The organism is Microbacterium sp. 4NA327F11 (genome assembly GCF_005503465.1).
GTDB classification, from domain to species: Bacteria; Actinomycetota; Actinomycetes; order Actinomycetales; family Microbacteriaceae; genus Microbacterium; species Microbacterium ginsengisoli.
Map to the genome: position 1 here is coordinate 159,079 of NZ_SCOB01000003.1, position 25,001 is coordinate 184,079.

The window sequence follows — 25,001 nt, forward strand, 5'->3', positions numbered from 1 at the left end:
GCGGCTCGGGCGGCTGCGGGCGGTTCCATTAGGATGTGAGGGCGCTGCGGGCAGGTGTGTCCCGGCGTCCACCCGACGAGAGGATGCCGTGTGCCCGAGCTGACGACGAGCGCGCACGACGTGCCGCTCCCGGCGGGCCCGATCCACCTGCGGTGGGCGGCGGCGACCGACACCGGCCGACGCCGCGAAGTGAACCAGGATGCGGTGCTCGCCCGCTACCCGTTGTTCGTCGTGGCCGACGGCATGGGCGGGCACATCGGCGGAGAGATCGCCAGCGCCTCCACCGTCACCCGCCTCGGCGACCTGGTCGATCATGGCAGCGTCACTCCCAAGGGCATCGAGAAGGCACTCGGACGGGCCGTCAAGGACATCGCCTCGCATCCGGAGACGACCGACGAGGGCACGGGAACGACCGTGACCGGCGTCTATCTCGACACCGCCGTGCGCGACCCGCACTGGGTCACGCTGAACATCGGCGACTCTCGTGTCTACCTCCTCCGCGCCGGCACCCTCGTCCAGATCACGACAGACCACTCCGTCGTGCAGGAGCTCGTCGCGGCCGGGCGGCTGAGCCCCGAAGAGGCCGAGCAGCATCCGTACGGCAACGTGATCACCCGCGCGGTCGGGCCGACCGACAGTGTGCGACCCGACTACGTGCGCCTCGACATCGTCGACGGCGATCGCTTCGTCGTGTGCTCCGATGGGCTGACCAAGGAACTCACCGACTTCGGCATCCAGCACTTCCTCCGCGAGCACGCCGACCCGGCTGATGCCGTCTCGGCCATGCTCGAGGCCGCCCTCGAGAACGGCGGCCGCGACAACGTGACGATCATCGTCGTCGACGTGTCGGCGCCGGGCTACGGCCACGACGATGACGTCGACCGCGACGACGCCGACGACGACGCGCCCACCAACCCGGTTCCCGTCGTCGGGCCCTGACTCTCCTCCACACCGACGGTGACGGAGGCGGCAATCCACCGCCGTCGTCCGACCGCACCCGCGGGCCGCGTCCGACTGCTGGACTCGACGCATGTCCGGCACACCACCCACCCTCGCCCCTCTTCCGGTGGCTGTGCGCCTGCCGGCGACCCCGGACTCGCCCCGTCGGCCCGGGATCCCGATGTTCGCCGCCATCGCGCCTGTGGCCGGAGCAGTGGGAATGTGGCTGCTCACCGGATCGGTCGCGATGCTCTGGTTCGCCGCCCTCGGCCCCCTCATCGCCGGGGCGACCCTTCTCGACGGCGCCCGCACGCGGCGCCGCGAGCGGCGGGCGGCATCTCGCAGCTTCGAGGCCGAGCTCACGCGGGCCGCGGCGGAGATCGCTGGACGTCACGACGACGAGCGCCGCCGTCTTCGAGCGGTGCATCCCGATGTCGCCACGATCGCCGCGTCGCCCGACGAGATCTGGCGGATCGTCCCCGGCCGCGCCGCGCGGGTCACGGTCGGGCGCGGGTCGATCCCGAGCGCCGTTCCGGTCGACGGCGGCGCCGGCGACCCACGTGTCGAGGAGCTGCGACACGCGGCTGCGGTGCTCGACGACGCGACGGTGACGGTGCCGGTCGACGCGGGGATCGCGGTGGTCGGCCCGCGAGTCGCGGCATCCGCCGTCGTGCGCGCCCTTGCCGCCCAACTGGTCCTCACCCGTCCGCCGGGGGAGCTGCGCGTCGTCGTCCCGCGCCGAGACGCCCACCCGTGGGCGGATGCCCTGCCGCACCGCCGCGCGACAGAAGGTGCCACCCTTGCGCTGCTGGAGCCCGGCGACATGCCGCCGGGCGAGGCCCGGATGCTGATCGCGCGCGTGGACGACGGCGCCCCGCCGCCGCCGTGGTGCGCGGCGGTCATCACCCTCGACGGTGCCCTCCACGGGCGCGTCGACTACGCCGGATCGACGCTCCACATCGTGCCCGAGGCGCTCGGCGCCGACCAGGCCCGTGAGATCGGCAACCTACTTCGTGAGCGCGGTCGCGCCATCCTCGGCGCAGGGGACGCGACCGAGACCGTGCCGCTCGCCGCACTCGTCGACCGCGGACGCCCGCCACGGCCTGGCACGCTCGAGGTGGCGTTCGCCGCCACGCGCGCCGGCGCGATGCCTGTGGACCTCGTGGCCGATGGTCCGCATGCGCTCGTGATCGGCGTGACCGGATCGGGCAAGAGCGAGCTGCTCATCTCGTGGGTGACGGCGCTCGCGCTGCACCACACGCCGGCCGAGGTCACGTTCCTGCTCGCCGACTTCAAGGGCGGCACGGCCTTCGACGCCCTCGCGGCGCTGCCGCACACGGCGGGCGTCATCACCGACCTCGACGGCGTGGGCGCCCGCCGGGCGATCGAGAGCCTGCGAGCCGAGATCCGCACCCGTGAGGCGGTGCTCGCACGCGCGGGCGTGAGGGATATCCGCGACGCCGACGGACTGCTGGCTCGGCTCGTGATCGTGGTCGACGAATTCGCCGCCCTTCTCGACGCCCATCCGGAGCTCGCAGCCGTGTTCACCGACATCGCCGCCCGTGGGCGCGCCCTCGGCATGCACTTGGTGCTGGGCACCCAGCGCGCGAGTGGCACGGTACGGGACGGGTTGCTCGCCAACGTTCCGCTGCGGCTGGCCCTGCGTGTGACCGATCCGCATGACAGCCGATGGGTGATCGGCGACGATGCCGCCGCAGCCCTGCCGGGCGACCTCGCGTCACGGGGGCTCGCGTTCGTCCGGCGCCCGTCGGATGTCGCTCCCGTGCGCGTGCGCGTCGCGCTCACGGCACGCGAGGACATCGCCGCCGCGGCGGAGGCGGACACGTGCGAGGTGAGGCCGCCGTGGCTTCCGCCGCTTCCCGCTCGCGTGCCGCTGCGCTCTCTCGACCGCGCCGGACTCGCACCGCGCACGGTGCTCCTCGGGGTGCGCGACGAGCCCGAGCGGCAGCGCCGCACCACCGCCGTGCTCGCGCCGCACGATCGGGGGCTGCTCGTGGTCGGCGGCTCACGCTCCGGAAAGTCCGCGCTCCTCGCCGTCGTGGCGGCGCAGGTGCCGGCGGCCTCTCTGGTCGCACTCCCCGACGATCCTGAACGACTCTGGGACGCCCTCGTGCGACTCGACGAACAGGGGATGCCGCGTCGCGGTGTGCTCCTGCTCGATGACCTCGATGCCGTCGTCGCCCGGTTCCCCGCCGACTACGGTGCGGTCGTGCAGACGCGTCTCGAGCGCGTCGTGCGCTCGCTCGGTGATGGCGATGCCCGTGCGGTGGTGACGACTCAGCGGGTCTCGGGCGCTGCCGCCCGAATCGCGGAACTTCTGCCCCACCGCGCCGTCCTCGCGCTTCCGGGCCGCTCCGATCACGTCGCCGCGGGAGCAGCGTCGTCCAGCTTCTCAGCCACACGCCCACCTGGCCGCGCCGTCTGGGGAGACCACGAGGTCCAGTTCGCGCTTGCCGCGGATGCCCACGATGCTCCGAGCGCTCCGGACGAGCGCGACGCCGAGAGTGCGGATGCACCGATCTGGCGACCGACGATGCCGCTCGCCGGTGTCGTCGTGCGCGGTGCGCGCGCGACACGCGGCCTTCGCGAGGCGCTTCGCGGCCACGGACTCGCCGTGCACACCGTCGCCGAGGTCGTCGCCGAGTCTGGCCGCCTCGACGACGACACCACTGGTCGGGTCGTGATCGTCGGCGACGCTGACGACTGGCAGCGCGCGTGGGCGGTCCTCGGGCGCGTGCGGGGGCACGGGGAGCTCGTCATCGACGCCGGCCACGGCGGGGAGTATCGGTTGCTGTCGGGAGAACGCGACCTTCCGCCGTATTGGCGCTCGCCCCGCGGTCGCGGGTGGCGTCTCGCCGACGGCGAGGTCACGCGCGTCACCCTTCCCGGTGTGCTCTGCTGACGCTCGGGCCGCGCAGGAGTCAGACGGTGGGTCGGATCGCTCCCACCGGAGCGCCGCCCCCGCGCACGACGAGATCGAGTGAACGGATCGCCGCGGCCGCGGCATCCGCCGTCAGGGCCCCCGCGCGCTCGAGCAGACGGACGGCGACGGCGCTCGCCGCGCGCGGCGAGCCGTCGAGCACCTTCAGTGCCGCGGTCGTGCCGTCGGGTGCGGCCATGATCATGACACCCTCGGCACCGCGCTTCGCGAAGACCCCGAGCGACGTGATGAGGGTCGTGTCGGCCGTACCCGGCCCCGCGATGGTCCACGGGTTCTCCCGCACCGCGCGCACCAGTTGCGCACCCAGACGGTGCATCGCGAACGGAGATCGCTCCGACGCCGTCGCGAGACGATGGATGCCACGGGCGAGCCCGATGAGGCTCACCGCGTGCACGGGCGCTCCGCACCCGTCGATCGCGGTGACCGCGGGCCGCTCGCCTGACAGGCGCTCGACCGTTTCGCGCACATGCACCTGAAAGGGATGGTCGATCTCCAGGTAGCCGTTGACGTCCCACCCGCTCGCGCGGCATGCGGCGAGCATCGCCGCGTGCTTGCCCGAGCACTCCATGCGCACCCGCGTCTTCGGGGAGTGATCACGCACCAGCGCATCCCGGGTCTCGACATCGTTCGGCCAGGCCGCCGGGCATTGCAGCGCGTCCTCCGTGAGATCCACCGACTGCAGGATGCCGCGCACGACATCAGCGTGCCGGTCGGTGCCCGTGTGGCTCGCCGTCGCCAGGCCCCGCTGTACATCGTCGAGCTCTGCCCCGGCGGTGAGCGCTGCCACCGCCTGCAGCGGTTTCAGCGACGATCGAGGGAGGATGGGCGCCGCAGGGTCGCCGAGCCGCAGCACCTCGGCGCCGTCGGCGGCGAGCACGACGGCGCTTCCCGCATGGCGGGACTCCACGAAGCCGTTGCGCTCGACGACGGCGAGCTCGGCGGCATCGGCGATGCGGAAGGTCTCGGGCATCCCCCCAGCCTATCGTCGGGCCTCTCCGCCCCCACCGCCTCGTGTGCGTCCGGCCGGTGCGAGACTGGGCGCATGATCGGCGAGCACACCTATCGCGTCCGTGCCACCTGGGATGGCAACCGGGGAGCGGGAACCACCGGCTACCGCGACTACGATCGCGCGGTCACGTTGGCGATCGACGGCAAGCCGGACCTCGCTGCGTCCTCCGACAAGCCGTTCCGCGGAGATCCGACACGATGGAACCCCGAAGATCTTCTCCTCGCGGCGCTGTCGGAGTGTCACCTGCTGTCCTACCTTCACGCCTGCGTCGCCGTCGGCGTCGTCGTCACCTCGTACGAGGACGACGCTCACGGGGTGATGCGCGAGGACGGACGGGGCGGTGGAGCCTTCGTCGACGTGGTGCTGCGCCCGCGGGTGACCGTCGCTGACGCGTCGATGGTGGCCGCTGCGGAAGCCGCGCACGCGCAGGCGAACGAATGGTGCTTCATCGCCAACTCCGTCGCCTTCCCGGTGCGGCACGAGGCATCCGTCACCGTCGGTTGAGCGTCACGGGTGGTCCGCCCTCGTCGGCGCCAGTTCAGCGGCGCTCGTGGGGGAGCGCCTGCTTGATGCGCTCGATCGCGGTCGGAGCCGGCGGCTCGTTGTAGATTCCCGCGAGTTCCTGCTCGGAGAGGGCGTGGATCGCGGCCATGATCGCGTCCGTCGCCTGTCGTCGGGCGCGGCCCGACGACGCCGGGCCCAGGTGGCGCAGCTCGAGGGGTTCACCGAAACGCACGACCATGCGCGGGCGAAGCTTGGGCACCTTCGCGCCCACGGGCATGGCGAGGTTCGTGTTCTGAAGGCCGACGGGCACGACCTTCGCACCCGTCTGAAGCGCGAGGAACGCGACCCCGGTCCGCCCCTTGTACAACCGACCGTCGAGCGACCGCGTTCCCTCGGGGTAGAGCGCGACGGCCTTCCCCTCCTCGAGCATCTGCCGGTGCTGCTCGAGGGCGTCGAGTGCCGCCTGACCGGCGCCACGCTGAACCGGGCTCGCACCGAAGGACGTGAAGAACAGACGCGACAGCGCTCCCTTCAGCCCGGTGCCGGTGAAGTAGCTCGATTTGGCCAGGAAGTACACGGGACGCGTGGAGGTCACCGGGATGATCACCGAGTCGATGAACGACAGATGGTTGCTCGCGAAGATGACCGGGCCGGAGGTGGGGATGTTCTGGCGCCCCTCGACACGAGGGCGGTACACGAAGCGGGCGATGGGGGCGAGCACCGAACGCCCGAAGGCATATGTCGCCTTGGCGCGGTCGCGGCCATAGGTGGGTGCGACGTCGTCCGGAGGGCTCTGCTCGTCGTCGTCGTGAGGCACCAGACGAGGGTACCGCGCGACATATGCGCGCACGGTATGCCGCGGCATCCGTCGTTCTCAGGCATCGCATTAGGCGAGTGCGGTTAGATGGAGTGTTCCCCGACCGAATGAATCGCGAGGTGTTGCGTGCGTATCCGCTCCCTGACCACCCTGGCCGCTGTCGCCGTCGTCGCGGCCGCCCTGACCGGGTGCTCGGCCAACTCCACCCCGTCCCCGACCGCGAGCGCCGACCTCTGCTCGGCCGCGGCACCCTCCGGCTCGGCCTCCGACTCGGTGAAGGTCGCCGGCGACGCCGGCAAGCCGGCCACCGCCACCTTCACGTCGCCGCTCGAGACCTCGAGCATCGAGCGCACGGTCGTCTCCGACGGCACCGGCGCCGAGGTCAAGGCCGGCGACTTCGTCTCGTACGCGTTCACCGCGTACTACAGCGACAACGGCCAGCAGGCCGGCTCGCTCGGCTACACCGCCGGTGAGCTGCTGCCCCAGCAGCTGTCGCCGGAGTCGACCCTCGGCCAGTTCATCGGCTGCGTCAAGGTCGGCGCGCGCCTCGTGATCACGAACCCCTCGACCGAGTCGGCGCCGGGTGCCGTCTACGTGCTCGACGTGCTCGGCGTCACCCCCACCGCCGCGTGGGGAACCGCCCAGACCCCGACCGCGGGCTTCCCCACGGTGGCGCTCTCCTCGACCGGCGAGCCCTCGATCACGATCCCGAGCGGTGCCACCGCGCCGACGACGACCGAGGTCGAGACGCTCAAGAAGGGCGACGGCACCACCGTCGCCGAGGGCGACCAGGTGCTGCTGCAGTACAAGGGCGTGAAGTGGTCCGACGGGTCGACCTTCGACGCGAGTTGGGGCAAGAACGGCCCCACGACGCTCGGCACGAGCGGTGTGATCACCGGCTTCTCGAAGGCGCTCGTGGGTCAGACCGTCGGCTCGCAGGTGCTCGTCGTCATCCCGCCGGCCGACGGCTACGGCGAGAAGAGCGAGAGCAACACGAGCGCGCTCGCGGGGGAGACCCTCGTGTTCGTGATCGACATCCTTGCGACCCAGCACACGTCGACCAACTGATCGCCCGCTCGTGAGCGACCTCGCCGCGCCGCGGCGCGTCATCGTGCTCGGGTCATCCGGGTCGATCGGCACGCAGGCGCTGGACGTGATCTCCGCCAACCCCGAACGCTTCGAGGTGGTGGGGCTCGCGACCGGCTCGGCGCGCGAGGTGCTCGCCGAGCAGGCCGCGCGGTTCGGCGTCGCCGACACGGCACTGGGCGCCGACGCTGCCGAGCAGCTGGTTCGGGATGTCGCGTGCGACGTCGTCGTGAACGGGATCACCGGTTCGGTGGGGCTCGGGCCGACGCTCGCGGCGCTCGAGGCGGGACGTACCCTCGCGCTCGCCAACAAGGAGTCCCTCATCGTCGGCGGCGACCTGGTGAAGCGGGTCGCAACGCCCGGCCAGATCGTGCCGGTGGACTCGGAGCACTCGGCGATCGCCCAGGCGCTGCGATCAGGCAGTTCGGCTGAGGTGCGGCGCCTGGTGGTGACGGCGTCCGGCGGTCCATTCCGCGGTCGTACCCGTGACCAGCTCGCCGCCGTGACCCCCGCCGAGGCCCTTGCGCATCCGACCTGGAACATGGGACGGGTCGTCACGACCAACTCCGCGACCCTCGTCAACAAGGGTCTCGAGGTCATCGAGGCGCACCTGCTGTTCGATATCGACTACGACCGCATCGATGTGGTCGTGCACCCGCAGTCGATCGTGCACTCCATGGTCGAGTTCGTCGACGGGTCGACGATCGCGCAGGCATCGCCGCCTGACATGCGCCTCCCGATCTCCCTCGGCCTCGACTGGCCGCACCGGGTCGCCGGGGTGGGTGCGCCGATCGACTGGACCCGTGCCGCCGCGTGGACGTTCGAGCCGCTCGACGAGGAGGCCTTCCCGGCCGTCGCGCTCGCGAAGCAGGTGGGCCGGGCCGGATCGACCTACCCGGCGGTGTTCAACGCGGCGAACGAGCAGGCGGTCGACGCCTTCCACGAGGGACGGCTGCCGTTCCTCGGCATCGTCGACACGGTGCGCGCGATCGTCGACGAGCACGACGCTCCGACCAATCTCACGCGCGAGAGTCTCGCCGAGGCAGAGGCGTGGGCGCGCCGCGCAGCCGACGAGCGGATCGCCGCGGCATCCTGAGTCCGTTGGCGGGCCGCGAGGCTCGCCGGGTTGCATCGCGGCAGCGGAGCGGTCGAGCGACGCGTTGCCGGCGTCAGTACGCCGGGCGCTCCGGGTCGGACGCGGGCGTCGTGTCCGTGGGGTAGGGCACCGGCCAGTGCGGCTCGGGCACGGGCCAGCCGGCGTCGCGCAGCGCACGGCGGGCGAGTTCGCGCGCCGAGTACGGCGTGCGCACTCCGCGGATGTCGCGGTAGTCCTGGTGCCCGGGTCCCGCCCACAGGATCGCATCGCCCTCGCCGACGAGCTTCACGGCCTCGATGATCGCCCGCTCGGGCGGCGAGTACTCGTGGATCTCGGCGTCGGGTCGTGCCCGGCGCGCGCCCTCGAGGAGGGTCGCGCGGATCGTGTCGGGGTTCTCGCGTCGCGGGTGGTGGTCGGTGATGACGAGGATGTCGCTCCCCTCCACCGCCGTGCGGCCCATGTCGTGGCGCTTGGTCGCGTCGCGGTCACCGTCCGCGCCGAACAGCATCAGGACGGTGCCGGGCGTGACGTGCCGCACCGCCGCGAGCGTCTTCTCGAAGGCGTCGGGGGAGTGGCCGAAGTCGACGTAGACCGCCGGACCCCGGTCGCCGGAGACCCGCTCGGTGCGCCCGGGGAGGTACGCCTCGATGCGGCGCCCGTCGAGTGCGGCGACGATGCGCTCCCAGTCGTAGCCGGCCGCATGGATCATCGCGATCGCGAGTCCCGCGTTCGCGGCCATGTGCCGGCCGATCGTCGGAACGGTCGTGGTGAGCGTACGTCCCTCGGGGCCTCGCAGGGTGAAGTCGGTGCCGTCCTGGCGCTCGGCGAGGATCTCGACGGTCCAGTCGGCGCGCGCCGCGAGGGCGGGGTCGGCGGCGATGGCCGGGGTGCCGACGGTGGTGAACGGCACGCCGCTGCGGGACGTCACCTCGGCGGCGTACGGCGAGTCGAGTGCGATCACGGCCTGGCGTGCGCGTCCGGGGCGGAAGAGCTCGAGCTTGGCCTCGAGGTACTCGCGCATGTCGGCGTAGTCGTCGAGGTGGTCGTGGCTGAGGTTCGTGAACCCCGCGATATCGAACATGAGTCCGTCGACCCGGTGGCGGCTGAGGGCCTGGGCGCTCACCTCGACGGCGACCGCCTCGACCCCCTCCTCGCGCATGAGGGCGAGGAGGGCATGGAACTCGGATGCCTCGGGCGTGGTCAGTCGCGACACGATCACCCGTCCCGCGATGTGGCGTTCCGCGGTCGAGGAGAGTCCGGTCGTCACGCCCAGCTGACCGAGGATGCCTTCGAGCAGGTGGGAGGTGCTGGTCTTGCCGTTGGTGCCGGTGGTCGCGAACAGCAGCGGGAGGTCGTCGTCGGCGCCCGTGCCGTAGACCCACGCCGACAGTGCGCCGAGTCGCGCTCGGGGGTCGTCGACCACGACGATCGGCAGGCCGGCGGATGCCGCGATCTCGGCGCCCTCGGCATCGGTGATGACGGCGACCGCGCCGCGGGCCGCGGCATCCGTCGCCACTTCGGCGCCGTGCCGGTTGACGCCCCGGATCGCGACGAACGCCTCGCCGGGGCGCAGGTCCGCCGTGGCGAGTGTGAGGCCGCCGATCGTGACATCGCCGTCGAGTCCACGCACCTCGCCGTCGACCACCTCGGCGAGAGCGCGCAGCGATCGTGCGGGCGGGTGCGTCGGGCGGAGGACGGGCGGCAGGTTCGACGGTGTGGACATCGGTCCCATTCAACCAGAGCGACCCGCGCGCACCCGGGCGCCGAGCGCGCAGAGCGGGCACAGCGCACCTTGTCGGCCCGCTCCAAGACAGCCGGGGCTACCGTGGGGGCGTGACCGTTCTCGCATTCGTCATCGGAATCGTCGTGCTCATCGTGGGGCTCGCCGTCTCGATCGCGCTGCACGAGATCGGCCACCTCGTGCCGGCGAAGCTCTTCAAGGTGCGCGTGGGGCAGTACATGATCGGCTTCGGTCCGACCCTGTTCTCGCGACGCAAGGGCGAGACCGAGTACGGCGTGAAGCTCATCCCGCTCGGCGGCTACATCTCGATGGCCGGCATGTACCCGCCCTCCGAGTCGGAGCGCGCGGCGGCATCGGCCGACCCACAGGTCGCATCCGTGGGCGGTGGCGTCGCGACGGTGACCCAGACCGAGACGGACCAGGCGACGCCCGACGATCGTGCTCGGCTTCGACGCGGTCGCTTCTGGGCGACCATGGTGCAGGATGCCCGCGCGGCCAACGACGAGACGATCGCTGATGCCGACGACCGGGTGTTCTACCGGCTGTCCATGTGGAAGCGCGTCGTCATCATGCTCGGCGGCCCGTTCATGAACTTCGTGCTCGCGATCGTCCTGTTCGCGATCGTGTTCAGCGGCATCGGCCTGCAGACCGCGACCGCGACGGTCGCCTCGCTCAGCGCCTGCACGCCCGTCTCGTACTCGTCGCAGACGTGCGCGACCGATACCACCCCCGCGAAGCAGGCCGGGCTGCAGGCAGGCGACCGCATCGTCTCGATCGACGGCACGGCGGTCAGCGACTTCGCCTCGGCCTCGGCGATCGTGCAGGCCTCGCCCGGTCAGGCGCTCTCGGTCGTCGTCGACCGCGGCGGTGCCGCCCAGACCCTCACGATCACGCCGGCGACCATCACGGCTCCCGTGACGGATGCCTCGGGCAACCCGGTAACCGGAGCGGACGGGGTCGCCGAGACCCGCGAGATCGGCTTCATCGGCTTCGCCCCGACGGTGGAGTTCGTGCGACAGCCGATCTGGGACGGGCCCGCGGCCGCGGTGCAGAACGTCGGCGCGGTCGTCGGCATCGTGGCGCAGTTCCCGGTGAAGGTCTACCAGGCGGCGGAGTCGGTGTTCACGGGCGCCCAGCGCGACCCGAACGGACCGCTGAGCCTCGTGGGCGCCGGGGTCATCGCGGGGGAGGTGGCGTCGTCACCGGCCCCGATCATCAACCGCGTCTCGGTGATGCTGGGCCTGCTCGCGTCCCTCAACATCGCGCTCGGCGTCTTCAACCTCGTGCCGCTCCTCCCGCTCGACGGAGGTCACGTCGTCATCGCCCTCTGGGACGGACTGCGGCGGGCGTGGGCGCGGCTGTTCCGCCGACCCGCGCCGAAGCCCGTCGATGCGACCCGGCTCGTGCCCGTCACCTTCGTCGTCGTGGTGTTCCTGGTGGCGACGAGCGCCGTGCTGCTGCTCGCCGACGTCTTCAACCCGGTGTCACTGTTCCACTGACACCGGTTGGGCCCGGCCCCGACTGACGCCGGTCAGGCGTCGACGGGCGTGAGAGCCTGGGCGACGAGTCGTTCGAGGGTGCGCAGCCCGTCGCGCGACAGGATCGACTCCAGGTGGCCCTGCACCGAGGCGTAGCCCGGGCCGCGCAGGGCGTAGACGTCGCCGGTCGAGGGGTCGGCCGCGACATCCGCCCCGGCCACCTCGGTCGTGCCCGGAGCGACCTTCGCGGTGAAGGTGTTGTAGAAGCCGATCGAGGCGCGCTCGCCGAAGACATCGACGGCGAGCTGCAGGCCCTGGTGTGGCCGGTCGAGCGCGGCGAGTCCGATGCCGAGTCGGTCGGCGAGGATCTGATGGCTGAGGCAGACCGCGAGCAGCGGGCGTCCGGTCTCAAGGCGATGCGCGACGACATGTCGCATCGCGGCGATGCGGGCCGAGCCCTCGTCGCGGGGGTCGCCGGGGCCGGGGCCGGAGACGACCAGGTCGGCGGCGTCGAGAACGTCATCGGATGCCGCGGCCCACGGCACGATCGAGACGTCGAGGCCGAGGTGGCGCAGCTGGTGGGCGAGCATCGTCGTGAAGCGGTCCTCGGCGTCGACGACGACCGCGGTGCGACCGGCGAAGGGGCCGCCGTCGGCGCGCTCCTGCGGGTTGAGCCAGAACGGGGCGAGGCGGGCGTTGCGCGACGTCAGCAGCTCGGAGATCTCCGGGTCGTCGGCGAGTGGCTCGCGCTCGGCCGTCGGCTGGTCGGCGTCGGCGTTCCGGCGCTCGTCGCGGGCGACCGCGCCGATCGCCCCCAGCACACCGGCGGCCTTGCCGTGGGTCTCGCTCACCTCTCCGTACGGGTCGGAGTGGCGCACGAGGGTGGCCCCGACGGGCACGCGCAGGCGGCCGTGCTCGAGATAGGCGGTGCGGATGAGGATCGGTGCGTCGAGGTCGTGACCGCCGCCGGCGGCCGGCGTGAACAGTGCGGCGACGCCGGAGTAGTAACCGCGCGGCGTGCGCTCGTACCGCGTGATGACCGTGCAGGCATTCTGCATCGGCGAGCCGGTGACCGTGGGAGCGAACATCGTCTCGCGCAGGATGTCGCGGGGGTCGAGGGTCGACGTGCCCCGCAGCATGTATTCGGTGTGCGTGAGCCGCGACATCTCCTTCAGGTGCGGTCCGGTGATGCGGCCGCCGTCGGAGCAGACCGCGCTCATCATCTTGAGCTCTTCGTCGACGACCATGAACAGCTCCTCGGTCTCCTTCGTGGAGGCGAGGAACTCGCTCAGGGTCTCGCGCGTCGCGCCGCCCGCCGGGTGGCGGAAGGTGCCCGAGATCGGGTTCATGGTGACGACGCCGTCCTGCGCGCTGACGTGCGCCTCGGGGCTCGCACCCACGGCGACGTGGCCGGGCGTGACGACAGCGAACGTCCAGTACGCGCCGCGCTCGTGGGCGAGCAGCGCCCGGAACCAGGTGAGCGCTGCCAGACGCGGGTCGGCACCGACCCCGGCGGTGAAGTCGCGGCGGATCACGAAGTTCGCGCCCTCGCCGCGGCCGATCTCGTCGGAGATCACCGTGCGCACGATCCCCGCGTACTCCTCGTCGGTCAGATCGAAGCCGGGGTTCTCGAGGGCGATCGGCTCGGACGGCAGCGTGGCCACGGCCTCGGCCCGCGGCATCCGCTCGTGACCTTCGACCACGAGGCATCGCAGCGGCGCCCCGTCGTCGTGGGAGGCGAATCCGCGCTCTCGCACCTGCCGGAACGGCACGAGCGCGAGCACCTCGCGAGGGGTCCCCGTCGCATCGACGAGAGGGATGTCGGCGAGGGCGTCGACGTCGACGACCTCACCCGTGAGCACCTCGACCCAGGCGTCGTCGCGCGCGATGAGCGCGAAGGGCGCGTCGGAGGCGATCAGCTCGGCAAAGGATGCGGGCATGGGATGGTCCTTCGGAGTCGGGGCGGCCGCTTCACGAAGAAGACCGCCCCTCGGGGCGGTCGGAATCGCACGATCCACCGCCTCAGGCGGTGGGCCACCAGCAGGTGCGCGCGAACATGGGGCGAACCTACCACACGGCTCGGCCGCGCCCGGCGCCGCCGGGGCTCGGATGCCGCGGGTCGGGGCCGCGGCATCCCCGTCGGCGTAGGCTGGGGGCGTGCCAGCCGTCAACATCGGGATGCCCAAGGTCCCCGAAACGCTCGCCCCCCGCCGCAAGAGCCGCCAGATCAAGGTCGGCAAGGTGCTGGTCGGTGGCGACGCGCCCGTCAGCGTGCAGTCGATGACGACCACCAAGACGACCGACATCAACGCGACCCTGCAGCAGATCGCCGAGCTCACCGCCTCGGGCTGCGACATCGTGCGGGTCGCGGTGCCCAGCCAGGACGATGCCGACGTGCTGCACATCATCGCGAAGAAGAGTCAGATCCCGGTCATCGCCGACATCCACTTCCAGCCGAAGTACGTCTTCCAGGCGATCGACGCCGGCTGCGCCGCGGTGCGCGTGAACCCCGGCAACATCCGCCAGTTCGACGACAAGGTCGGCGAGATCGCGAAGGCGGCGAAGGACGCCGGCGTCTCGCTGCGCATCGGCGTGAACGCCGGATCGCTCGACCGCCGACTGCTCGAGAAGTACGGCAAGGCCACTCCCGAGGCGCTCGTGGAGAGCGCCGTGTGGGAGGCGTCGCTGTTCGAAGAGCACGACTTCCACGACTTCAAGATCTCGGTCAAGCACAACGACCCGATCGTGATGGTCAAGGCCTACCGTCAGCTCGCCGAGCGGGGCGACTGGCCGCTGCACCTCGGTGTCACCGAGGCCGGTCCCGCGTTCCAGGGCACCATCAAGAGCGCGACGGCGTTCGGCATCCTGCTCGGCGAGGGCATCGGCGACACCATCCGCGTCTCGCTGTCGGCGCCTCCCGTCGAAGAGGTGAAGGTCGGCCTGCAGATCCTGCAGTCGCTCAACCTCCGCGAGCGCCGCCTCGAGATCGTCTCGTGCCCGTCGTGCGGTCGCGCCCAGGTCGACGTCTACTCCCTCGCCGACAGCGTCACCGAGGGCCTGAAGGATGTCACGGTGCCGCTGCGCGTCGCCGTCATGGGCTGCGTCGTGAACGGCCCGGGCGAGGCCCGCGAAGCCGACCTCGGCGTCGCGAGCGGCAACGGCAAGGGCCAGATCTTCGTGAAGGGCGAAGTCATCAAGACCGTGCCCGAGGAGGAGATCGTCGCGACGCTCATCGCCGAGGCCACCCGCCTCGCCGACGAGATGGGCCCCGACGCCCCCCTCGGCACCGCCCAGGTCGTCACCGCCTGAGCGCACCGGTCCACCCGTCGCCCGGTGGCACCGTCCGCCTGGTCCGGGTACGCCTCCGCGCCGCGATACGGTGCACCGGTGAGTGAACCGACCGCCGCGGCATCCAGCCCCTCGCTCGACGCGCCGCTGTCGCGGCCGATCTCGGCCGGTATCACCGCGTCGCTGGTGGGGTTCTCGAGCTCGTTCGCCGTCGTGCTCACGGCGCTGCACGCGGCCGGCGCCACGTCCGATCAGGCGGCCAGCGGTCTGCTCGCCGCGTCCTTCGCCGTGGGGGCCGGCACGATCGTGCTCGCGCTTCGCTACCGGCGCCCCATCACCCTCGCGTGGTCGACGCCCGGGGCGGCCCTGATCGCCGCGACCGGCGCCGTCGAGGGCGGCTGGTCGGCAGAGATCGGCGCGTTCTACGTCGTGGCGGGGCTCATCCTGCTCACGGCGCTCATCCCCGCTCTCGGGCAGGCCATCGCGCGTATCCCCGCCTCGCTCGCGCAGGCGATGCTCGGCGGCGTGCTGCTGCCGCTCTGCCTCGCCCCGCTCAGCGGACTCGTCAAGAGCCCGTGGGCGGTCGCGCCGGTGATCGTGGTGTGGCTCATCGCGCTGCGGTTCCTGCCCCGCTGGGCGGTTCCGCTCGCTTTTCTCGCGGCGGCCATCGCGATCGGCATCGAGGTCGGCGCGGCCGGCACCGCGATCGACCCGACGTCCTTCCTCCCGCGGGTCGCGTTCACGGCGCCGACGTTCACCACCGGCGCCATCGTGGGCCTCGCGCTCCCGCTGTTCCTGGTGACGATGGCGTCGCAGAACGTGCCGGGCACGGCGATCCTCCGCAGCTTCGGCTACGACCTGCCGTGGCGGCCCGCGATGACCGTCACCGGCCTCGGCAGCGCCCTCACCGCCTCCGTCGGCGGGCCGGCGGTCAATCTCGCCGCGATCACCGCCGCGCTGGCGGCGAGCCCGGACGCGCATCCGGACCCGCGCAGGCGCTGGTACGCGAGCATCGCGACCGGCTCGACGTACTTCGTGCTGGCCGCGGCATCCTCGTTCTTCGCCGTGCTCGTCGTGCTGGCGCCCGCCGGTCTCATCGCCGCCGTGGCCGGTCTCGCGCTCTTCGGCGCGTTCGGCTCGGCGGTGCAACAGGCCGTCGCCGACCCGCACGACCGGGTGCCGGCCATCGTGACGTTCCTCACGGCGGCGTCCGGCATCGCGTTCTTCGGCATCAGCGCCGCCTTCTGGGCGCTGGTCGCGGGGCTCGTGGTGCGCGCCGCGCTGCGACTCGGGCGGCGCTGACGGGCGGCGCCCCCGGCGTCAGGCGATCTCGCCGCCCACAAGCGGGCGCCCGTCGTCGGATGTGAGGCTCACATCGATCGCGATCTCGAGGGCGCGCACGATGTCGGCGAGGGCGAGCGCCGGCGCACCAGCGGGCGCGGTCTCGGTCGACCACGGCAGGTGCACGAAACCCGCACGCACACCCGCGCGGTCGGCCGTCGCATCCAGCACGGTGTACATCGCCGCGTTGCACACGAAGGTGCCGGCCGTGAGCGACACGGAGGACGGCACGGACGCTGCGGCCACCGCCGCCGCGATCCGCTTGACCGGAAGCGTGGCGAACCGTGCGTCTGGTGCGCCCCCGACGACGACGGCGTCGGTCGGCTGCACCCCCGCATTGTCGGGGATGCGGGCATCGGCGAGGTTGAGGGCGACCCGCTCCGGCGTCACCGCCGAGCGGCCGCCGGCGAGGCCGGTGGCGATCACGACGTCGGGGGAGTGCCGCTCGATCAACACGCGCAGGCGGGCCGCGGCATCCGCGAACGTCACCGGCAGCACCTCGACGATCAGCGTCTCGGCGCGATCCCACCGCGCGGCGACCGCGCGCACGGCGTCACCCGAGGGGTTCGCGGAGTCGCCCGCGAACGGCTCGAACCCGGTCAGCAGCACGGTCGTCATCGCTCCAGGGTAGGCGGCGGGCGGCGGCATCCATCGTCCTAGACTGGGGGATCGTGGTGACCCGTCTCTCGACCTATTTCCTGCGCACGCTGCGCGAAGACCCGTCGGACGCCGAAGTCACGAGCCACAGGCTGCTCGTGCGCGCCGGCTACATCCGCCGCCAGGCGCCGGGCATCTTCGCCTGGCTCCCGCTGGGCCTGCGCGTGAAGGCGAAGGTCGAGCAGATCATCCGCGACGAGATGTCGGCCGCGGGCGCGTTCGAGGTGCACTTCCCCGCGCTGCTGCCGCGTGAGCCCTACGAGGCCACCGGTCGCTGGGAGGAGTACGGCGACGGCATCTTCCGCCTGAAGGACCGCAAGGACGCCGACTACCTGCTCGCCCCCACTCATGAAGAGGTCTTCACGCTGCTCGTGAAGGACCTCTACTCGTCGTACAAGGATCTGCCGCTGACGATCTACCAGATCCAGGACAAGTACCGCGATGAGGCGCGGCCCCGCGCCGGCCTCCTCCGAGGGCGCGAGTTCACGATGAAGGACGCGTACTCGTTCGACCACACGGACGCCGGGCTGGATGCCTCGTACCAGGCGCAGCGCGACGCGTACGAGCGCATCTTCCAGCGCCTCGGGCTCGAGTACGCGATCGTGCAGGCCGACGCGGGTGCCATGGGCGGCTCGCGCTCGGAGGAGTTCCTGCACCCGACCCCGGTCGGCGAGGACACCTTCGTGCGCTCGGAGGGCGGCTACGCCGCGAACGTGGAGGCGTTCACCACGACGGCGCCCGCGCCCGTCCCGTTCGACGGGCTGGGTGAGCCGGTGGTCTTCGACTCGCCGAACACGCCGACGATCGACACCCTCGTCGCGCACTCCAACGCCGTGCTCGATGGCACGTACACCGCGGCCGACACCTTGAAGAACGTCGTGCTCGCGCTGACCCATCTCGATGGCACGCGAGAGCTCGTCATCGTCGGGCTTCCCGGCGACCGTGAGGTCGACGACAAGCGTGCCGAGGTGGCCTTCGCCCCCGCCGCGGTCGAGGCCGCGACGGCCGAGGACTTCGAGAAGAACCCGCTCCTGGTCAAGGGCTACATCGGACCGTGGTCGCCGACCGGTGCGGTGCTGGGCGAGGAGTCGGCCACCGGCATCCGCTATGTCCTCGATCCGCGGGTCGCCGACGGTTCCGCGTGGATCACGGGTGCCAACATCGACCAGAAGCACGTGCACTCCCTCGTCGCCGGCCGCGATTTCGTCGCCGACGGGTTCGTCGAGGTCGCCAACGTGCGTGACGGCGATCCGGCACCCGACGGCTCGGGCCCGGTCACGCTCGCCCGCGGCATGGAGATCGGGCACGTCTTCCAGCTCGGCCGCAAGTACGCGGAGGCGCTCGGCCTGAAGGTGCTCGACGAGAACGGAAAGCTCGTCACCGTCACGATGGGCTCGTACGGCATCGGCGTCACGCGCATCCTCGCGATCATCGCCGAGCTCAACAACGACGAGCGGGGGCTCATCTGGCCCGCGTCGGTCGCGCCCTTCGACGTGCACGTTGTCGCGACGGGCAAGGATGACGCGGCCTTCGCCCTCGCGGAGGAGCTCACCTCGGCACTCGAGGCATCCGGTCTCGACGTGCTCTACGACGACCGCCCGAAGGTGTCGCCCGGGGTGAAGTTCGGGGACGCGGAGCTCATCGGCGTGCCGCAGCTCGTCGTCGTCGGCCGCGGCGCGGCCGCAGGCGAGGTCGAGCTCTGGGACCGCCGCAGCGGCGACCGCCAGGTCGTGCCGCTCGCCGACGCTGTCGCCCGGCTCACAACCCGCTGACGCTGGGTTCTAGAGCCGAGAGGGGCTCCCCACCGCCGTTGAGATGGACTCAGCATACGCATATGCTCGGCATATGAAATTGGGGGAAAAGCGCTTCGGTGTGGTGATCGTCGGCGGCCTATTGATCGCCGCTCTTTCCGGATGCATGGGCGGGGCGACGAGTGCCGGTGAGCGCTCGGCGGAGCCGTTTTCGACCGCGGCGTCCCCGAATGAGGCGATGGAGATGCCTGAGCCGACTACATCCGGAGTGCCCGCGGTGACTGCGCTCGGAGGTGACTGCGATGCGGTTCTTTCCCCGACCGAGCGCGCGGCGATCGATCCGGCGTTGGCGACATCTCCCTCGGGGACGCGAACGATGTCAGCGTCCCCGACGGGGTCACTCTCGTGCTTCTGGAGTACGCCGCTGCCTGCCGCGAGCGAACCCTTCAACTGGACGACGGTGAGTGTCTACGTCGTACCGGACGCGGAAGTCCTGCCCGAGGTTCGTTTGCGTTATGCGCCGACTTCCACGGAGGCGTGCCCATCCGACCGATCGACCCCCTGCACTATCGCGCAGCGGGTCGAGGACCTCTGGGTCGCCATTGAAACCACCGCGGCCCCCGCTGAGGGCTACGCGATCGCGAACACCGTGTGGGCAAATGTTGCCGCCGCGGCATCGAGGTATCCGACCGCCGCAGGCGCGACCGCAGGCGCCGGGGTGTGGCGTGACGTGACCTGCGATGCCATAGGTCGGGATGTGGACATGGCGGCGCTCCTTGGTGGGAGGGTTGCGTCTCCCACCTTCCCTGGCGACCACGTTCCGGCGGGGCCTGCGTGGGAGGCGGAGACCGCGGCGCACGCGTCGCTCTGGTGCCCGTGGACCGGCTCAGAAAACGGCGACGCGTACTCGAGTGATATCCGCCTTGTCGAGGTGGAGATCTACCCAAACCGTTCGGTACGGGTATCCACGGAATACACTCCTGTCGCAATCGCCGGTGCCGACGCCGCGTGGACCGGACCAGGGGCGGCTGAAGGGTCGCGCAGAGTGCTCGTTCAGAGCGGGCCGAACGTTCTCATGGTCTACGGAGGGCTTCGCGACGACACGCTCGTCTCCGTCGCCGAGGCCGTGATCTCCGCACTGAACATGCCGGGATCGTGAGCCCCGTGCAGAATCCGCCCTCACCTCACAACCCGCTGAGCGAGATCTTCAGAGCTTCGCCCAGCGAGTGCGCACGAACATGACGAGGCCGTAGGCGACGAGGCCGATGCCGATCGCCGTGACGATGGCAGCACCGAGCGGCAGACGCAGAAGCGCGACAAAGGCGCCATCCAGTCCGCCCGCAGCGGCCGGGTCGACGGTGAGCGCAGCTATCGCCATGATCGCGCCGACGCTGATGAGCGCCGCGCCCTTTGCCACATACCCGGCGACCGCGAGAGCCAGCGCGGCCCCACCTACCGGGCCTCGCGGGAAGGCGATGCTCTCGCGAAAGCCGCGAGTGAGCCCGCGCCATCCGAAACCGATCCCCACACCGGTAATGGCGGCGCCGAGCGCGCCGAGCAACCACGGCCCGCCCGGAAGCGAGAGGAGCGTCGCTCCCGTCGACTTCGCGGACTGCTCTGAGTTGCTCGCTGATCCGAGAGCGACTCCCGCTGCGAGCGCTCCGACTGCCAGGTAGGCGGCCGCCTTCGACCATGCGGACACGAGTGCGCTCCATCCATTCCGTCGACGGTCCCAGAGGCCGTCGACGATGTACCAGAGCGTCAGCGCCCAGAGCGTCGCCGCGCAGGCCCACAGGAGCAGAACCCCACCGGGCAGCCGAGCGATGCCCTGAAGCGCTCCGGTCTGATCGGCTTCCGCCGCATGCCCCTGTGCGAGGGCGATCGCGAGGATGCCGATGCCGAGATGCACGAGCCCGCTCGCCGCGAACCCGACTCGCGCGACGACGCGGAACGCGGTCGACGAGTGGGCGGCGGCGGTCGCGTCGGTGGAGGGCACGATGCCACAGTACGACCGCAGGTGGGGGAACGCAGCGGAGCGGATCGGCCCGGCCCGCGGCATCCCGATCGGGTAACGTAGGGGGGATGCGTCGCCCCCGCGCCGCATCCAGAACTGAAGAGGGAGGCCCCGTGGACATCGATCTCGGACTGCTGCGCACCGTGGAGCGCGAGCGGGAGATTCCGTTCGAGGAGCTCGTCTCGATCATCGAGCAGGCGATCCTCACGGCGTACGCGAAGAACAGCACGCCCACCGGCGTCCTCCCCGACGGCGCTCGCGCCCAGATCGACCGCAAGACCGGTCACGTCGCGGTGTTCGTGCCGCTGCGCGACGACGAGGACGCGGTGATCGGCGAGGAGGAGGTCACGCCCGACGACTTCGGTCGCATCGCCGCGTTCGCCGCCAAGCAGGTCATCAGCCAGCGGCTGCGTGACATCGCCGACGACGCGGTGCTGGGGGAGTTCCGCGGCAAGGAGGGCGACATCGTCGCCGGCGTCATCCAGCAGGGCCCGAACCCCCGCATGGTGCACGTCGACCTCGGCACGGTCGAGGCGATCCTTCCGCCCGAGGAGCAGGTGCCGGGTGAGGACTACGCCCACGGCTCGCGCATCCGCGTCTACGTCACGAGCGTCTCGAAGGGCACCAAGGGGCCCGCGATCACCGTCTCCCGCACGCACCCCGGCCTGGTGCGCAAGCTGTTCGCCCTCGAGGTCCCCGAGATCGCGTCGGGCGTCGTCGAGATCGTCTCGCTCGCGCGCGAGGCGGGTCACCGCTCGAAGATCGCGGTTCGCGCGAACGACCCGGCGATCAACGCCAAGGGTGCGTGCATCGGCGAGCTCGGCCGCCGCGTGCGCGCCGTCACGGAGGAGCTGGGCGGCGAGAAGATCGACATCGTCGACTATGACGCCGACCTCGCGTCCTTCGTCGCGAAGGCGCTCTCGCCCGCCAAGGTCACCTCGAGCTTCGTGCTCGACGCGGGGACCAAGGCCGTGCGCGCCCTCGTTCCCGACTACCAGCTGTCTCTCGCGATCGGCAAGGAGGGCCAGAACGCCCGACTCGCCGCGAAGCTCACCGGGGCGAAGATCGACATCCAGCCCGACAGCATCCTCGAGGAGAGCTGACGGGGTAGGATGGAACCCGTACGGACGTGCGTCGGTTGTCGCACACGTGCTCCGCGATCCGCTCTCCTGAGAGTGGTGGCCCGCGGCTTCGAGCTCGTCGTCGACGAGCGCAAGAGTCTTCCGGGGCGGGGTGCGTGGGTGCATCCGACACTCGAATGCACGGATGCCGCCACCCGGCGGCGTGCGTTCGTTCGCGCCCTGCGCGTGTCAGGCCCGCTTGATACGCAGACCATCACCCAACACCTGCAGCGAAACGGCTGAACGGCTATGGACACAAAGTGAACGGCTCGAAATGAGACCCGTCCGCATCTAACGGTCTGCCCTGTCCGGGGTAGATCCCAGACAGGAGAATTGTGGCAAAACCACGCGTACACGAGATTGCCTCCGAGCTCGGCGTCGACAGCAAGATCGCCCTCGCGAAGCTGAAGGAGCTCGGCGAGTTCGTGAAGAGCCCGTCGTCGACGATCGAGCCCCCGGTGGCGCGAAAGCTCCGTGAGGCCCTGCAGGCCGATGGCACCGCCTCGGCCGCCCCGGCTGCGAAGCCGGCCGCCTCACGTCCCACCCCGGCGGCGCCCGCGCGGCCGCAGGCGCCCAAGCCCGCGGCATCCGCGGCCCCGGCCGTCCCGGCACCGTCGACGTCCGCTGCGGCACCCGCTCCCGAGGTGGAGCGCCCCGCCGCCTCGTCGCGGCCCACTCCCGGTGGTGCGGCTCCGGCGCGACCGCAGACCCCGTCGGCTCCGGCCGCGCGCCCGCAGGGCGGCCAGGGCGGACAGGCCGCCCCGGCACCGCGTCCGGGAGGCGGCTCGCCGCGCCCCGGCAACAACCCCTTTGCGAGCGCGCAGGGAATGGGCCAGCGGCCCGCAGGCCCCCGCCCGGGCAACAACCCGTTCGCGAGCGCGCAGGGAATGGGCCAGCGCCCGACGCCCGGCAACATCCCGCGTCCCCAGGCCCCGCGTCCCGGTGCCCCGCGCCCGGGCGCTCCGCGTCCGGGTGGCGCGGGTCGTCCCGGTGGTGCCGGTCGTCCGGGCGCTCCGTTCCAGCAGCGCACCGGTGGTGCCGGTCGCCCCGGGTTCGGCGGCGGCGCGGCACGTCCCGGTGGCGCCCCGGCAGCCGGCGGCTTCGCCGGGCGTCCCGGTGGTGGTGGCGGTCGCGGCCGTGGCCCCGGCGGTGGCACCGCGGGTGCGTTCGGCAAGGGCGGCGGCAAGTCCAAGCAGCGCAAGTCGCGTCGGGCGAAGCGTCAAGAATTCGAGATGAGGGACGCTCCGGTCGTCGGCGGCGTCAACGTCTCGAAGGGCAATGGCGAGATCATCCGTCTGCGCCGCGGCGCGTCGATCGCCGACTTCGCCGACAAGCTCGAGGCGCTGCGCGGCTACACCGTGCAGCCCGGCACGCTCGTGACCATCCTGTTCAACCTGGGTGAGATGGCGACCGCGACCGAGTCGCTCGACGAGGCCACCTTCGAGGTGCTCGGCGCTGAGCTCGGCTACAAGATCCAGATGGTCTCGCCCGAGGACGAGGACAAGGAGCTCCTCGAGGGCTTCGGTCTCGACCTCGAGGCCGAGCTGGAGGCGGAGAGCGAGGACGACCTCGAGATCCGGCCTCCCGTGGTGACCGTCATGGGTCACGTCGACCACGGTAAGACCCGACTGCTCGACGCCATCCGCCAGACCAACGTGGTCGCGGGCGAGGCCGGCGGCATCACGCAGCACATCGGTGCGTACCAGGTCTGGACCGAGCACGACGGCATCGAGCGCGCGATCACCTTCATCGACACCCCCGGTCACGAGGCGTTCACCGCCATGCGTGCCCGTGGTGCGCAGGTGACCGACATCGCGATCCTCGTGGTCGCCGCCGACGACGGCATCATGCCGCAGACGGTGGAGGCCCTGAACCACGCCCAGGCGGCGGGGGTGCCGATCGTGGTCGCGGTCAACAAGATCGACAAGCCCGAGGCGAACCCCGCGAAGGTGCGCCAGCAGCTCACCGAATACGGACTGGTCGCCGAGGAGTACGGCGGCGACGTCATGTTCGTCGACGTCTCGGCCCGCCAGAACATCGGCATCCAGGACCTGCTCGACGCGGTGCTGCTCACCGCCGACGCCGGTCTCGACCTCACCGCGAACCCCAACAAGGCAGCGCGCGGTGTGGCCATCGAGGCCAAGCTCGACAAGGGCCGCGGCTCGGTCGCGACCGTGCTCATCCAGTCGGGCACGCTGCGTGTCGGCGACGCGATCGTCGCGGGCACGGCCTATGGCCGCGTGCGCGCCATGATCGACGAGAACGGCGACGCGGTCGAGGAGGCCGCGCCCTCGCGTCCGGTGCAGGTGCAGGGTCTGAACTCCGTGCCGCGCGCCGGTGACACCTTCATCGTCACCGAGGAGGACCGCACCGCCCGCCAGATCGCTGAGAAGCGTGAGGCCGCGGAGCGCAACGCCGCCCTGGCGAAGGCTCGCAAGCGCATCTCGCTCGAGGACTTCACCCGTGCTCTCGAGGAGGGCAAGGTCGAGTCGCTCAACCTCATCATCAAGGGCGACGTGTCGGGTGCTGTCGAAGCGCTCGAGGAGTCGCTGCTCAAGATCGAGGTCGACGACTCGGTGCAGCTGCGCATCATCCACCGCGGTGTCGGTGCGATCACCGAGTCGGACGTGAACCTGGCGACGATCGACAACGCGATCGTCATCGGCTTCAACGTGCGTCCTGACACGAAGGCTCGCGAGCGTGCGGCCCGCGAGGGTGTGGACATCCGCTTCTACTCGGTCATCTACAACGCGATCGACGACGTCGAGCAGTCGCTCAAGGGCCTGCTCAAGCCGGAGTTCGAAGAGGTGCAGTCGGGTGTGGCGGAGATCCGCGAGGTGTTCCGCTCGTCGAAGTTCGGCAACATCGCCGGTGTCATCGTTCGCAGCGGCACCATCACCCGCAACGCGAAGGCCCGCGTCATCCGCGAGGGCGTCGTGATCGCCGATGGTCTCGCGATCGAGTCGCTGCGCCGGTTCAAGGACGACGTCACCGAGGTCAAGACCGACTTCGAGTGCGGTATCGGCCTCGGCAAGTACAACGACATCCAGGTCGGCGATGAGATCGAGACGACCGAGATGGTGGAGAAGCCCCGCAGCTGATCCGATTCCCGGCTCCGATGACGGATGCCTCGTGGCCCTCGCGGGGACCACGAGGCATCCGTCTCGGGCACGGACCGTCGAAGAGGCCCGCGGGCG

At 71.3% G+C, this 25,001-nt stretch carries 19 protein-coding genes; 13 read left to right on the top strand and 6 right to left on the bottom strand.

Features of this window, described 5'->3' with window-relative positions; translation table 11 throughout:
- The first annotated feature begins 90 nt into the window (after window positions 1-90).
- Both FFS51_RS03495 and FFS51_RS03500 read left to right on the top strand, forming a co-directional pair.
- A complete protein-coding gene (locus FFS51_RS03495; protein ID WP_056209477.1) occupies window positions 91-939 on the top strand; it encodes a PP2C family protein-serine/threonine phosphatase in 849 nt (282 codons plus the stop codon).
- A 91-nt stretch (window positions 940-1,030) separates the two neighbouring features.
- Window positions 1,031-3,862 (top strand): FtsK/SpoIIIE domain-containing protein, encoded by a 2,832-nt coding sequence (locus FFS51_RS03500; RefSeq protein WP_137877537.1) that lies wholly within the window; start codon window positions 1,031-1,033, stop codon window positions 3,860-3,862.
- Window positions 3,863-3,881: 19 nt separating this feature from the next.
- On the opposite strand, the gene FFS51_RS03505 is transcribed toward FFS51_RS03500, so the two are convergent.
- Window positions 3,882-4,871, bottom strand: coding sequence for an asparaginase (locus FFS51_RS03505; RefSeq protein WP_137877538.1), 990 nt, complete (start codon window positions 4,869-4,871; stop codon window positions 3,882-3,884).
- A 72-nt stretch (window positions 4,872-4,943) separates the two neighbouring features.
- Here FFS51_RS03505 and FFS51_RS03510 point away from each other — a divergent pair, with 72 nt between their 5' ends.
- Complete coding sequence (locus tag FFS51_RS03510; RefSeq protein ID WP_137877539.1) at window positions 4,944-5,414, top strand: OsmC family protein; 471 nt, start codon at window positions 4,944-4,946, stop codon at window positions 5,412-5,414.
- A 34-nt stretch (window positions 5,415-5,448) separates the two neighbouring features.
- Here FFS51_RS03510 and FFS51_RS03515 read toward each other — a convergent pair whose 3' ends face one another.
- Window positions 5,449-6,279, bottom strand: a complete 831-nt coding sequence (locus tag FFS51_RS03515; protein WP_048809420.1) for a lysophospholipid acyltransferase family protein — start codon at window positions 6,277-6,279, stop codon at window positions 5,449-5,451.
- 78 nt (window positions 6,280-6,357) lie between these two features.
- On the opposite strand from FFS51_RS03515, the gene FFS51_RS03520 reads away from it, so the two are divergent.
- Entirely contained in the window at window positions 6,358-7,299 is a 942-nt protein-coding gene (locus FFS51_RS03520) for an FKBP-type peptidyl-prolyl cis-trans isomerase (protein WP_137877540.1), read from the top strand.
- A 10-nt stretch (window positions 7,300-7,309) separates the two neighbouring features.
- The gene (gene dxr / locus FFS51_RS03525) at window positions 7,310-8,413 is read left to right on the top strand and encodes a 1-deoxy-D-xylulose-5-phosphate reductoisomerase (RefSeq protein ID WP_137877541.1); all 1,104 of its coding nucleotides are present in this window, start codon (window positions 7,310-7,312) and stop codon (window positions 8,411-8,413) included.
- Window positions 8,414-8,486: 73 nt separating this feature from the next.
- On the opposite strand, the gene FFS51_RS03530 is transcribed toward dxr, so the two are convergent.
- Window positions 8,487-10,136 carry a Mur ligase family protein gene (locus tag FFS51_RS03530; RefSeq protein ID WP_137877542.1) on the bottom strand — a complete coding sequence of 550 codons (1,650 nt, stop codon included), beginning with the start codon at window positions 10,134-10,136 and terminating at the stop codon, window positions 8,487-8,489.
- A 110-nt stretch (window positions 10,137-10,246) separates the two neighbouring features.
- Between FFS51_RS03530 and FFS51_RS03535 the strand changes: the two genes are divergently transcribed.
- Window positions 10,247-11,653, top strand: coding sequence for a M50 family metallopeptidase (locus tag FFS51_RS03535; RefSeq protein WP_056519539.1), 1,407 nt, complete (start codon window positions 10,247-10,249; stop codon window positions 11,651-11,653).
- Window positions 11,654-11,685: 32 nt separating this feature from the next.
- On the opposite strand, the gene FFS51_RS03540 is transcribed toward FFS51_RS03535, so the two are convergent.
- Window positions 11,686-13,572, bottom strand: a complete 1,887-nt coding sequence (locus FFS51_RS03540; RefSeq protein ID WP_137877543.1) for an anthranilate synthase family protein — start codon at window positions 13,570-13,572, stop codon at window positions 11,686-11,688.
- Between the two features lie 238 nt (window positions 13,573-13,810).
- On the opposite strand from FFS51_RS03540, the gene ispG reads away from it, so the two are divergent.
- Entirely contained in the window at window positions 13,811-14,941 is a 1,131-nt protein-coding gene (gene ispG / locus FFS51_RS03545) for a flavodoxin-dependent (E)-4-hydroxy-3-methylbut-2-enyl-diphosphate synthase (RefSeq protein WP_045246202.1), read from the top strand.
- Between the two features lie 78 nt (window positions 14,942-15,019).
- Window positions 15,020-16,222 carry a benzoate/H(+) symporter BenE family transporter gene (locus tag FFS51_RS03550; RefSeq protein ID WP_249352641.1) on the top strand — a complete coding sequence of 401 codons (1,203 nt, stop codon included), beginning with the start codon at window positions 15,020-15,022 and terminating at the stop codon, window positions 16,220-16,222.
- An 18-nt stretch (window positions 16,223-16,240) separates the two neighbouring features.
- Here the strand turns inward: FFS51_RS03550 and pcp are convergent, their stop codons facing one another.
- Window positions 16,241-16,879: a pyroglutamyl-peptidase I gene (gene pcp, locus FFS51_RS03555; protein ID WP_171006088.1), complete on the bottom strand. Its 639-nt coding sequence runs from the start codon at window positions 16,877-16,879 to the stop codon at window positions 16,241-16,243.
- A 53-nt stretch (window positions 16,880-16,932) separates the two neighbouring features.
- On the opposite strand from pcp, the gene FFS51_RS03560 reads away from it, so the two are divergent.
- Together FFS51_RS03560 and FFS51_RS03565 are read left to right on the top strand one after the other, a co-directional pair.
- The gene (locus FFS51_RS03560) at window positions 16,933-18,690 is read left to right on the top strand and encodes a proline--tRNA ligase (protein WP_137877544.1); all 1,758 of its coding nucleotides are present in this window, start codon (window positions 16,933-16,935) and stop codon (window positions 18,688-18,690) included.
- 73 nt (window positions 18,691-18,763) lie between these two features.
- Window positions 18,764-19,828: a hypothetical protein gene (locus FFS51_RS03565; RefSeq protein WP_137877545.1), complete on the top strand. Its 1,065-nt coding sequence runs from the start codon at window positions 18,764-18,766 to the stop codon at window positions 19,826-19,828.
- 48 nt (window positions 19,829-19,876) lie between these two features.
- Here FFS51_RS03565 and FFS51_RS03570 read toward each other — a convergent pair whose 3' ends face one another.
- Window positions 19,877-20,665, bottom strand: a complete 789-nt coding sequence (locus FFS51_RS03570) for a DUF1206 domain-containing protein (RefSeq protein ID WP_171006089.1) — start codon at window positions 20,663-20,665, stop codon at window positions 19,877-19,879.
- A 131-nt stretch (window positions 20,666-20,796) separates the two neighbouring features.
- Here FFS51_RS03570 and nusA point away from each other — a divergent pair, with 131 nt between their 5' ends.
- The 3 genes from nusA (at window position 20,797) to infB (ending at window position 24,905) form a co-directional block, all read left to right on the top strand.
- The gene (nusA, locus tag FFS51_RS03575) at window positions 20,797-21,786 is read left to right on the top strand and encodes a transcription termination factor NusA (RefSeq protein WP_045246199.1); all 990 of its coding nucleotides are present in this window, start codon (window positions 20,797-20,799) and stop codon (window positions 21,784-21,786) included.
- Window positions 21,787-21,795: 9 nt separating this feature from the next.
- Window positions 21,796-22,047 carry a YlxR family protein gene (locus FFS51_RS03580; protein ID WP_137877547.1) on the top strand — a complete coding sequence of 84 codons (252 nt, stop codon included), beginning with the start codon at window positions 21,796-21,798 and terminating at the stop codon, window positions 22,045-22,047.
- A 92-nt stretch (window positions 22,048-22,139) separates the two neighbouring features.
- Window positions 22,140-24,905, top strand: coding sequence for a translation initiation factor IF-2 (infB, locus tag FFS51_RS03585; RefSeq protein WP_137877548.1), 2,766 nt, complete (start codon window positions 22,140-22,142; stop codon window positions 24,903-24,905).
- The last annotated feature ends 96 nt before the right edge of the window (window positions 24,906-25,001 follow it).

What these genes read in the sequence shown, in the direction of transcription:
- FFS51_RS03500 (WP_137877537.1), top strand. Translation starts at nt 1,031, where the DNA reads ATGTCCGGCACACCACCCACCCTCGCCCCTCTTCCGGTGGCTGTGCGC.
- FFS51_RS03505 (WP_137877538.1), bottom strand. Translation starts at nt 4,871, where the DNA reads ATGCCCGAGACCTTCCGCATCGCCGATGCCGCCGAGCTCGCCGTCGTC.
- FFS51_RS03510 (WP_137877539.1), top strand. Translation starts at nt 4,944, where the DNA reads ATGATCGGCGAGCACACCTATCGCGTCCGTGCCACCTGGGATGGCAAC.
- FFS51_RS03515 (WP_048809420.1), bottom strand. Translation starts at nt 6,279, where the DNA reads ATGCCGCGGCATACCGTGCGCGCATATGTCGCGCGGTACCCTCGTCTG.
- FFS51_RS03530 (WP_137877542.1), bottom strand. Translation starts at nt 10,136, where the DNA reads ATGTCCACACCGTCGAACCTGCCGCCCGTCCTCCGCCCGACGCACCCG.
- FFS51_RS03540 (WP_137877543.1), bottom strand. Translation starts at nt 13,572, where the DNA reads ATGCCCGCATCCTTTGCCGAGCTGATCGCCTCCGACGCGCCCTTCGCG.
- ispG (WP_045246202.1), top strand. Translation starts at nt 13,811, where the DNA reads ATGCCCAAGGTCCCCGAAACGCTCGCCCCCCGCCGCAAGAGCCGCCAG.
- pcp (WP_171006088.1), bottom strand. Translation starts at nt 16,879, where the DNA reads ATGACGACCGTGCTGCTGACCGGGTTCGAGCCGTTCGCGGGCGACTCC.
- FFS51_RS03565 (WP_137877545.1), top strand. Translation starts at nt 18,764, where the DNA reads ATGAAATTGGGGGAAAAGCGCTTCGGTGTGGTGATCGTCGGCGGCCTA.
- FFS51_RS03580 (WP_137877547.1), top strand. Translation starts at nt 21,796, where the DNA reads ATGGAACCCGTACGGACGTGCGTCGGTTGTCGCACACGTGCTCCGCGA.